This is a genomic window from Sphingomonas azotifigens NBRC 15497 (genome assembly GCF_002091475.1).
In the GTDB taxonomy this organism is placed as follows: domain Bacteria; phylum Pseudomonadota; class Alphaproteobacteria; order Sphingomonadales; family Sphingomonadaceae; genus Sphingomonas; species Sphingomonas azotifigens.
The window spans coordinates 1-8,803 of sequence record NZ_BCTR01000098.1; the positions used below are offsets into that span (position 1 = coordinate 1).

Annotated in this window: 11 protein-coding genes and 1 other RNA gene; 5 read left to right on the forward strand and 7 right to left on the reverse strand. The window is 67.7% G+C overall.

The window, feature by feature from the left end:
• Window positions 1-39: 39 nt before the first annotated feature.
• The 5 genes from SAZ01S_RS22485 to SAZ01S_RS22505 form a co-directional block, all read right to left on the reverse strand.
• Entirely contained in the window at window positions 40-249 is a 210-nt protein-coding gene (locus tag SAZ01S_RS22485) for a DUF2842 domain-containing protein (protein ID WP_084584569.1), read from the reverse strand.
• A complete protein-coding gene (locus SAZ01S_RS22490; RefSeq protein WP_084584577.1) occupies window positions 246-797 on the reverse strand; it encodes a 5-formyltetrahydrofolate cyclo-ligase in 552 nt (183 codons plus the stop codon). Before SAZ01S_RS22490 ends, SAZ01S_RS22485 begins: the two co-directional genes overlap by 4 nt.
• 24 nt (window positions 798-821) lie before the next feature.
• Window positions 822-981: non-coding RNA, 6S RNA (ssrS, locus tag SAZ01S_RS22495), on the reverse strand.
• Between the two features lie 12 nt (window positions 982-993).
• A complete protein-coding gene (zapA, locus tag SAZ01S_RS22500; RefSeq protein ID WP_084584570.1) occupies window positions 994-1,296 on the reverse strand; it encodes a cell division protein ZapA in 303 nt (100 codons plus the stop codon).
• Window positions 1,296-1,508: a hypothetical protein gene (locus SAZ01S_RS22505; protein WP_245825133.1), complete on the reverse strand. Its 213-nt coding sequence runs from the start codon at window positions 1,506-1,508 to the stop codon at window positions 1,296-1,298. Before SAZ01S_RS22505 ends, zapA begins: the two co-directional genes overlap by 1 nt.
• A gap of 184 nt (window positions 1,509-1,692) precedes the next feature.
• On the opposite strand from SAZ01S_RS22505, the gene tkt reads away from it, so the two are divergent.
• The 3 genes from tkt (at window position 1,693) to SAZ01S_RS22520 (ending at window position 6,016) form a co-directional block, all read left to right on the forward strand.
• Window positions 1,693-3,612: a transketolase gene (gene tkt / locus SAZ01S_RS22510; RefSeq protein WP_245825135.1), complete on the forward strand. Its 1,920-nt coding sequence runs from the start codon at window positions 1,693-1,695 to the stop codon at window positions 3,610-3,612.
• Window positions 3,609-4,613, forward strand: coding sequence for a type I glyceraldehyde-3-phosphate dehydrogenase (gene gap / locus SAZ01S_RS22515; protein ID WP_084584573.1), 1,005 nt, complete (start codon window positions 3,609-3,611; stop codon window positions 4,611-4,613). Before tkt ends, gap begins: the two co-directional genes overlap by 4 nt.
• Before the next feature lie 212 nt (window positions 4,614-4,825).
• A complete protein-coding gene (locus tag SAZ01S_RS22520) occupies window positions 4,826-6,016 on the forward strand; it encodes a phosphoglycerate kinase (protein WP_084584574.1) in 1,191 nt (396 codons plus the stop codon).
• Between the two features lie 35 nt (window positions 6,017-6,051).
• Here the strand turns inward: SAZ01S_RS22520 and SAZ01S_RS22525 are convergent, their stop codons facing one another.
• On the reverse strand, window positions 6,052-6,519 hold the full coding sequence (locus SAZ01S_RS22525) for a TlpA family protein disulfide reductase (RefSeq protein ID WP_084584578.1): 468 nt from the start codon (window positions 6,517-6,519) through the stop codon (window positions 6,052-6,054).
• Between the two features lie 266 nt (window positions 6,520-6,785).
• Between SAZ01S_RS22525 and SAZ01S_RS22530 the strand changes: the two genes are divergently transcribed.
• Window positions 6,786-7,703, forward strand: a complete 918-nt coding sequence (locus SAZ01S_RS22530; RefSeq protein ID WP_084584575.1) for a class I fructose-bisphosphate aldolase — start codon at window positions 6,786-6,788, stop codon at window positions 7,701-7,703.
• A gap of 141 nt (window positions 7,704-7,844) precedes the next feature.
• Entirely contained in the window at window positions 7,845-8,543 is a 699-nt protein-coding gene (gene thiE, locus SAZ01S_RS22535) for a thiamine phosphate synthase (protein ID WP_084584576.1), read from the forward strand.
• Window positions 8,544-8,583: 40 nt separating this feature from the next.
• Here the strand turns inward: thiE and SAZ01S_RS24320 are convergent.
• The coding region (locus SAZ01S_RS24320; RefSeq protein WP_218018153.1) for a hypothetical protein at window positions 8,584-8,803 on the reverse strand (220 nt) is incomplete at its 5' end.

An 8,803-nucleotide genomic window follows, 5' to 3' on the forward strand; every position in this document is an offset into this window, starting at 1 on the left:
GGGGGCGAGCCACCCGATGGAGGCTGCGCCCGGCCCGAATCAGCGCCGCCAGCGCCCCGTCTCCATCCACCGCAGCAGCGGCTTGAGCGGCAGGATCCACACGATCCCCAGCGCCAGATAGACCAGCGTCTGCACCAGGATCGGCAGCCGGCCGATCTGCCCCGAAAAGCTCGCGACGAGCACCACCCACACCAGGATCAGCCCGACGATCGCCAGCGCGCCGGCGGGTTTGCGCCAACTCGGGTTCATGGCTCGGCGTGCCAGCGCATGCCCTGCTCGGTCACCACGGCATGGAGCGGCACGTCCCAGATATCGGCGGGGAGGGCGGGGACCTCCTGTGCCGACCAGGCGACGCCCACCCGCCATGCCGATTCGAATCGGGCAAAGGCGCGGTCGTAATGGCCGGCGCCCTGGCCGAGGCGGTTGAGCCGGGGGTCGAAGCCGATCAGCGGGGTCAGGATCACGTCGGGCGCCACCTCGGCGCTGGACAGATCCGGCTGGCGCAGCCCGAACGGGCCGGCGACCAGCGGCGCCCCGATCTCCCAGGCGAGAAAGCGGATCGGCGCCGCGCGATCGATCACATGCGGCAAGGCGAGCGCGCAGCCGCGCTCGGCAGCCGCCGCGGCGAGCTGGGTTGGGTCGGCCTCGCTGCCGACGGGGCAATAGGTGGCGACGACCATGCCCGGCGTGAGTCGCTCGACGAACGCCTCCGGCGCGAGGATCGCGGTGCTCGATTCCGCGGCGAACAGGTCGCGCGCGGCGCGCAACCGCGCGCGGAGGGCGGGCTTATCGCTCAGCACGGAATCGGCATGGCAGGTGTGACGGGAACCACCATGGGCCGTTGGCCTGAATATCCACCGACGCACAGAACGTCAGGTGGGAACCATGTGTTGCAGACCAGGATCTGCACAGGGACAGCTCCCATGGATGAAGATTATAGCCTCAGGGATAATTGCTAAGGCTCGCACCGGGCAGTTCCCGCCACGGCTCTATTTAGGACGGCGCGCCGCTTTCCTCAAGGGCCGACGCAACGGCTTCGAGCCGATCGGCGATCCGCGCCAGCAGCGTGTCGGAAACAGTGGTCGCGGGCTTGCGCTCGGCCTCGTCCAGCGCGTCCGCCAGGAGCAGCGCGAGATAGAGCAGGGTGCGCTCGCCGCTTTGCCCGCCGGCGGCGCGCAGCGCGGCATCGGCATGGCGCCCGATGCGGGCCTCCAGCTCGCGCAGGTGCGGCATGTCTTCCTCGCGCGCCGAAACGGTGTAGCTGCGCCCGGCGACCTGCAGGGTGATTTCCGCCATCAGCCCGCATCCTCGTCATCGGCGGGTTCGGGCTGGGCGTTCTCCGCCTCGCGGGCGATCAGCGCATCGAGATCGGCAATGGCGGATTCGATCCGGCCGCGCAGCAGCGCGTTGCGCCGCTCCAGCCGGGCGGTGGCAAAGGCCTTGGCCTGCGCCGCGGTTTCGATACGCTGCAGAGCCCGTTCGATACGATCTGCTACTAAGTCGGACATTATCCAGCCGGATAGCATGGATCGCCGCAGCGGCAAGAGTTGCTGATTGCAATCCATCCCGCCTGCGGGTGCGCCGAACGGTTGACGTTACGCGCCCGCGCTTCCAAAGGCATGCGCGACCAGACGGGGAATTCACGTGACAGCATCCTTCGCCGATTGCGCCAACGCCATCCGCGCGCTTTCCATGGACGCGGTGGAAGCCGCCAATTCGGGGCATCCCGGCATGCCGATGGGCATGGCCGATGTCGCGACCGTGCTCTTCCAGCGCTACCTGAAGTTCGATCCCGCCGATCCCGCATGGCCCGATCGCGATCGCTTCGTACTGTCGGCCGGCCATGGCTCGATGCTGCTCTATTCGTTGCTGCACCTGACCGGCTATGCCCGCCCGACGCTCGACGACATCAAGAAGTTCCGCCAGATCGGCAGCCCGTGTGCGGGCCACCCGGAAAATTTCGAGCTGCCGGGTGTCGAGTGCACCACCGGCCCGCTGGGCCAGGGGCTGGCGATGGCGGTCGGCATGGCGATCGCCGAGCGGCACCTCAATGCGGTGTTCGGCGACGACCTGGTCAATCACAAGACGTGGGTGATCGCCGGCGACGGCTGCCTGATGGAAGGCATCAACCACGAAGCGATCGGCATCGCGGGGCACCTCAAGCTCAACCGCCTGATCGTGCTGTGGGACGACAACAAGATCACCATCGACGGCGCGGTCTCGCTTTCCTCGGTCGAGGACATCCCGGCGCGCTATCGTGCCACCGGCTGGCACGTGGTCGAGTGCGACGGCCATGACGAGGCGGACATCGTCCGCGCACTCGACGAAGCGGTCGCCAGCGACAAGCCGGTGCTGGTCAAGTGCCGCACGATCATCGGCCGGGGCGCGCCCAACAAGCAGGGAACGTCCAAGGTCCATGGCTCGCCGCTCGGCAAGGACGAAGTCGCCGCCGCCCGCGTCGCGCTCGGCTGGAGCCACCCGGCGTTCGAGATCCCGCAGGACATCCGCGACGCGTGGCTCGCCGCCGGTGCCCGCGGGGCCGCGCCCCACGCAGCCTGGGCCGAGCGCCTCGCCGCGCACCCCGATCGCCTCGGCTGGGAACGCCGCGGCGACGTGCAGCCGAACCTGCTCCAGCCGCACGTCCAGAGCCTGCTCGCCAGCCCGCAAAAGGTCGCGACCCGCAAGGCGTCCGAGCTGGCGCTGGAGGCGGTCAACGCGATCCTCGACGAGACGATCGGCGGCTCGGCCGACCTCACCGGCTCGAACAACACGCTGACCAAGGGGTTGCAGCGGCTCGACGCCGACAATTACGGCGGCCGCTATATCAACTACGGCATCCGCGAATTCGGCATGGCCGCCGCGATGAACGGCATGGCGCTCCATGGCGGGGTGATCCCGTATGGCGGCACGTTCCTCGTCTTCGCCGATTATGCCCGCGGCGCGATCCGCCTCTCGGCGCTCCAGCACGCCCGCGTCGTCTATGTGATGACGCATGATTCGATCGGTTTGGGTGAGGACGGTCCGACCCACCAGCCGATCGAGCATCTGATGAGCCTGCGCGTGATCCCGAACCTCGACGTGTGGCGCCCGTGCGACGCGGTCGAGACCGCCGAGGCGTGGGAAGCCGCGCTCGCCAAGAGCGACGGCCCGTCGCTGATCGCGCTCAGCCGCCAGAACCTGCCGCAGCTGCGCACCGAAGCCGCCGAGAACCGCTCGGTCCGCGGCGCCTATGCGCTGCTGGAGGCAGAAGCCCCCCGCAAGGTGGTGCTGCTCGCCACCGGTTCGGAAGTCGAGATCGCCGTGGCGGTGCGCGAGGCGCTGGAAGCGCAGGGCATCGGCGCCGACGTCGTCTCGGTCCCCTGCTTCGAACGCTTCGATGCGCAGGACGCCGCCTACAAGCACGACATCCTGCCGCAGGATGCGCTCAAGGTGTCGATCGAGGCCGGCACCACTTTCGGGTGGGAGCGCTATACCGGAAACGATGGTTTGCGCTTCGGCGTGGATAGTTTTGGTGCCTCGGGCCCCTATCTAGCGCTCTACGAACATTTCGGTCTCACTGCGGACGCCATCGTCCCGCAGATCATTGCCAAGCTGAACGGAGAACAGGCATGACGAAGGTTGCGATCAACGGTTTCGGACGTATCGGCCGTCTGGTGGCACGCGCGATCCTCGAGCGCCCGGAAAGCGGCCTCGAGCTGGTCACGATCAACGATCTCTCGGACGCGAAGTCGAACGCCTGGCTGTTCTCGCGGGATAGCATCCACGGCAAGTATCCGGGCACCGTCGAAGCCGACGGCAACGACATCGTCGTCGACGGCAAGCGCATCAAGGTGACCGCCGAGCGCGATCCGGCCAACCTGCCGCACGCCGAGAACGGCGTCGACATCGTGCTCGAGTGCACCGGCTTCTTCACCAAGCGCGAAGACGCCCAGAAGCATATCGACGCCGGCGCCAAGAAGGTGCTGATCTCGGCACCGGGCAAGAATGTCGACCTCACCGTCGTCTACGGCGTGAACCACGACAAGCTGAGCGCCGAGCACACGATTGTCTCGAACGCGTCGTGCACCACCAACTGCCTGGCGCCGGTCGCCAAGGTCCTCAACGACGCGATCGGCATCGAGCGCGGCCTGATGACCACGGTGCACGCCTATACCAACGACCAGAAGATCCTCGACCAGATCCATCCGGATCTGCGCCGTGCGCGCGCTGCCGCGATGTCGATCATCCCGACCACGACGGGCGCCGCCCGCGCGGTGGGCGAGGTGCTGCCGGAGCTCAAGGGCAAGCTCGACGGTTCGGCCGTCCGCGTGCCGGTGCCGGACGGCAGCCTTGTCGACCTGACCTTCCAGCCGAAGCGCGACACCTCGGTCGAGGAAGTCAACGCGGTGCTGAAGGCGGCCTCGGAGAGCGGCCCGCTCAAGGGCGTGCTGGTCTACACCGCCGATCCGATCGTCTCGGCCGACATCGTCCACACCCCGGCCTCGTCGACCGTCGACAGCCTGGAAACGGCCGTGATCGACGGCAAGCTGGTCCGCGTGGTCAGCTGGTACGATAACGAATGGGGCTTCTCCAACCGCATGGTCGACACCGCGACCGTGATGGCGGGGCTCTGAGAAGAACGTCCTCCGCTTAAGCGGGGGACGACCTAAATTCCCCTCCCGCTTGCGGGAGGGGCTAGGGGAGGGGAGGACGGCTGCGCGGGCGATCGGCCCGAGGCTCAGCCCCTCCCCCGACCCCTCCCGCAAGCGGGAGGGGAGCGCAGGGTGCGAGCGCTCCGCCAACAGGATGCCGCTCGCGCAGCAAATTTAAACGCGAGGGGTTCAGCATGGCGCGCACTTTCAAGACGCTCGACGACATGGGCGATATCACCGGCAAGCGGGTGCTGGTCCGCGAGGACCTCAACGTGCCGATGGCCGACGGCAAGGTGAGCGACGACACGCGCCTTCGCGCCGCGATCCAGACCGTCGCCGAACTGGCCGACAAGGGCGCCAAGGTGCTGATCCTCGCCCATTTCGGCCGCCCCAAGGGCAACCCGAGCGCGGAGTTTTCGCTGTCGCAGGTGGTTGAACCCCTCTCGCACGTGCTTGGCCGCCCGGTCCGCTATATCGACTGGGAAGGCGATGCCGCCTCGGTCGCGACGCTCAACGACGGCGACATCGCGCTCCTCGAGAACACCCGATTCTTCGGCGGCGAGGAGAAGAACGACCCCGCCGTAGTCGATCGCTTCGCATCGCTCGGCGACCTCTATGTCAACGACGCCTTTTCGGCCGCGCACCGCGCCCACGCCTCGACCGAGGGCCTCGCCCACAAGCTGCCCGCCTTTGCCGGCCGCCAGATGGAGGCCGAGCTCGACGCGCTCGACAAGGCGCTCGGCAACCCCGAGCATCCGGTGGCGGCGGTGGTCGGCGGCGCCAAGGTCTCGACCAAGCTCGACGTGCTCAAGCACCTCGTCGCCAAGGTCGATCACCTGATCATCGGCGGCGGCATGGCCAACACCTTCCTTGCCGCGCGCGGCGTCGATGTCGGCAAGAGCCTGTGCGAGCATGACCTGACCGGCACCGCCGAGGAGATCCTCGACGCGGCCGATGCCGCCGGCTGCACCGTCCACCTGCCGTACGACGTGGTGGTGGCGAAGGAATTCCGCGCCAACCCGCCGGTCCGCACCGTCAACGTCCACGAAGTCGCGGCGGACGAGATGATCCTCGATGTCGGCCCCGCCGCCACCGAGGCGCTCGCCGACGTGCTCAAGACCTGCAAGACGCTGGTGTGGAACGGCCCGCTCGGCGCGTTCGAGATCCCGCCCTTCGATGCGGCGACGGTGTCGCTCGCCCGCACCGCGGCGGCGCTCACCAAGGAAGGCCAGCTCGTCTCGGTCGCCGGTGGTGGTGACACCGTGGCGGCGCTCAACCAGGCCGGGGTGGCGGGCGAGTTCAGCTTCGTCTCGACCGCCGGCGGCGCCTTCCTCGAATGGATGGAAGGCAAGGAACTCCCCGGCGTCGCCGCACTGGCGCGCTGAACCGGATAGGGCGGGGGCACCGCGCCCCCGTCCGCTCAGACCGGCCGCGGTTCGTTGAGCAGCGGCACCAATTCGCGGTTCAGATCGTCCAGATCGAAGGCGGCGGCCTTGGCGTAGCGCAGCACGCCCGCGCGATCGATCACATAGTTGGACGGCACCGCGTTATCGATCGCGCCGTACGGTCCCTTGATCTTCTTCGTCGGCTGGATGTGCAGCTTCTCGAACAGCGGCTTCAGCCGGTACAGCGGCACCGAATCCTCGGTACTGAGCGCGTACACCCGCAGGCCGTGCTGCTTCTGCGCCTCGTAATAATAATCGAGCGTCGGCAATTCGCGGCGGCAGGGCACGCACCAGGTCGCCCAGATGTTGAACACGACGACGTCGCCGCGCATCGCGGACAGCTTCACCTTGGTGCCGTCGATCAGCGTCAGTTCGGCCTCGGGTGCCGGCTCGCCGACTTTCGGGCGCGATGCCGCAGCGGCAGGAAAGGCCGGCAGCATCATCGCCGCGCCGGCCTGCACAATACGCCTTCTATTCCACACGAGTCGTTCCCCCATTTTGCCCGCCGCCGAGGCTAGCGCGACTCGCGCCAGCGTCAATTCCACCTCTGGACATGCCAATTAGAGACCAATTGCCGCGCTGGTCCCGCATGTGTCACGCAGCGGCGGAATTTGTTTTGCTCCGCAGCAAGTCGGCAACGTTGTCAGCCTTTTCGTACGGGAAGCCGCGCGATAGGGACCCTCTCGTCATCACCAAGCAGGGGTACATCATGGGCATCACGCCGGCCGTCAAAGCGATCCTCGACAATTACGGCTCCGACAATCCCGGCGTGAAGGCGAACCTCGCGCGCATTCTGATGCAGGGCCGCCTCGGCGGCACCGGCAAGCTGATCATCCTGCCGGTCGACCAGGGCTTCGAGCACGGCCCGGCGCGCAGCTTCTCGGTCAATCCGGACGCCTATGACCCGCACTATCATTTCCAGCTGGCGATCGACGCAGGCCTCTCGGCCTATGCCGCGCCACTCGGCATGATCGAGGCGGGTGCCGACACCTTTGCCGGTCAGATCCCGACGATCCTCAAGGTCAACAGCTCGAACAGCTGGGCGACCGGCATCGACCAGGCGGTGACCGGCGGCGTCGACGACGCGCTGCGGCTCGGCTGCTCGGCGATCGGCTTCACCATCTATCCGGGCGCCGACGGCGTGTTCGAGATGATGGAAGAGATCAAGGAAATGCGCGCCCAGGCCGCCTCGGTCGGCATCGCCACGGTGATCTGGTCCTATCCGCGCGGCGGCAAGCTCAGCAAGGAAGGCGAACTGGCGCTCGACGTCGGCGCCTATGCCGCGCACATGGCGGCGCTGCTCGGCGCGCACATCATCAAGGTCAAGCTGCCCGCCGCCAACATCGAGCAGGCCGAAGCCAAGAAGCTCTACGAAGGCACCGACTGGTCGAACCAGGCCGATCGCGTACGCCATGTCGTGCAGAGCTGCTTCGCCGGCCGCCGCATCGTCGTCTTCTCGGGCGGCGCGTCGAAGGGCGCGGACGCGGTGTACCAGGACGCCCGCGACATTCTCGCCGGCGGCGGCCAGGGCTCGATCATCGGCCGCAACACCTTCCAGCGCCCGCGCGCCGAAGCGCTGGCGATGCTCGACAAGCTGGTGACGATCTACAAGGGCGAGGAGGCCTGAAACCTGCCCCGGCGGCGCCGACGGGTTCGCCCGGACGGCGCCGCCGCATAACTGCCGCTGCTTGACCCCGAAGGACAGGGGGTGGAAGGCCCGCCGGCAAAGGCGGTAGAGTTCCGCCGAACTTCAGCAGCGGAGTACCCCATGTCCGATCCCTTCGACGATCTCGAAGACGAAGCGAACCTCGAAGGCTTTGCCGAGCAGTTCGTCCGCGACGATCGCCGCCCGCCCTGCCAGCTCTATCTGATCTCGCCGCTCGACGTGACCGGCGCCTTCCCGGACCGCCTGCGCCGCGCGCTCGATGCCGGCCCCGTCGCCGCCTTCCAGTTCCGCGTGAAGGATGTCGACCAGCACCAGGCCGCCAAGCTCGCCGAGCCGCTCCAGCGCATCTGCGCCGATGCCGAGGTGGCGTTCATCGTCAACGACAGCGTCAGCCTGGCCAAGCGCCTCGGCGCCGACGGCGTGCATCTGGGGCAGGGGGATGGCGATGCCCGCGAAGCGCGCGTGATCCTCGGCCCCAATGTCCAGATCGGCGTGACCTGCCACGACAGCCGGCACCTGGCGATGGAAGCAGGGGAGGCGGGGGCCGACTATGTCGCGTTCGGCGCCTTCTATCCGACCAGCACCAAGGCGACCGAGCATCGCCCCGAGCCGGTGATCCTGTCCTGGTGGTCGGCGCTGTTCGAGATCCCCTGCGTGGCGATCGGCGGAATCACCCCGGCCAATGCGGCGCCCTTGGTGCAGGCCGGCGCGGACTTCCTCGCGGTCAGCCATGCCGTCTGGGGCGGGGATGAAGCCGAAGCGGTGCGTGCCTTCGCCGCGATTCAGGGGATGCAGGGCTGATTCTGCCGGTGATTCGTCGGCGATTCGGGAGGGAAGGTCATCAAACGGTCATTCTCGCCGGCCTTTGCACGACGCAAAAACGGCAGATTTCCGTGGCTTTCGGGCCGGGTCCGCGAAAAACGACATAAAATTGCAAAACGGTGTTGACGGTCTCGGGAAGCGCGCATAGAAGCCACTCCACCGACGCGGTGCTCCAGACCGGAACGCAGCGACGGTCACCGAAAATCAGGCGCAGCGGCCGCCCCGAGAAAAAGGGGAGA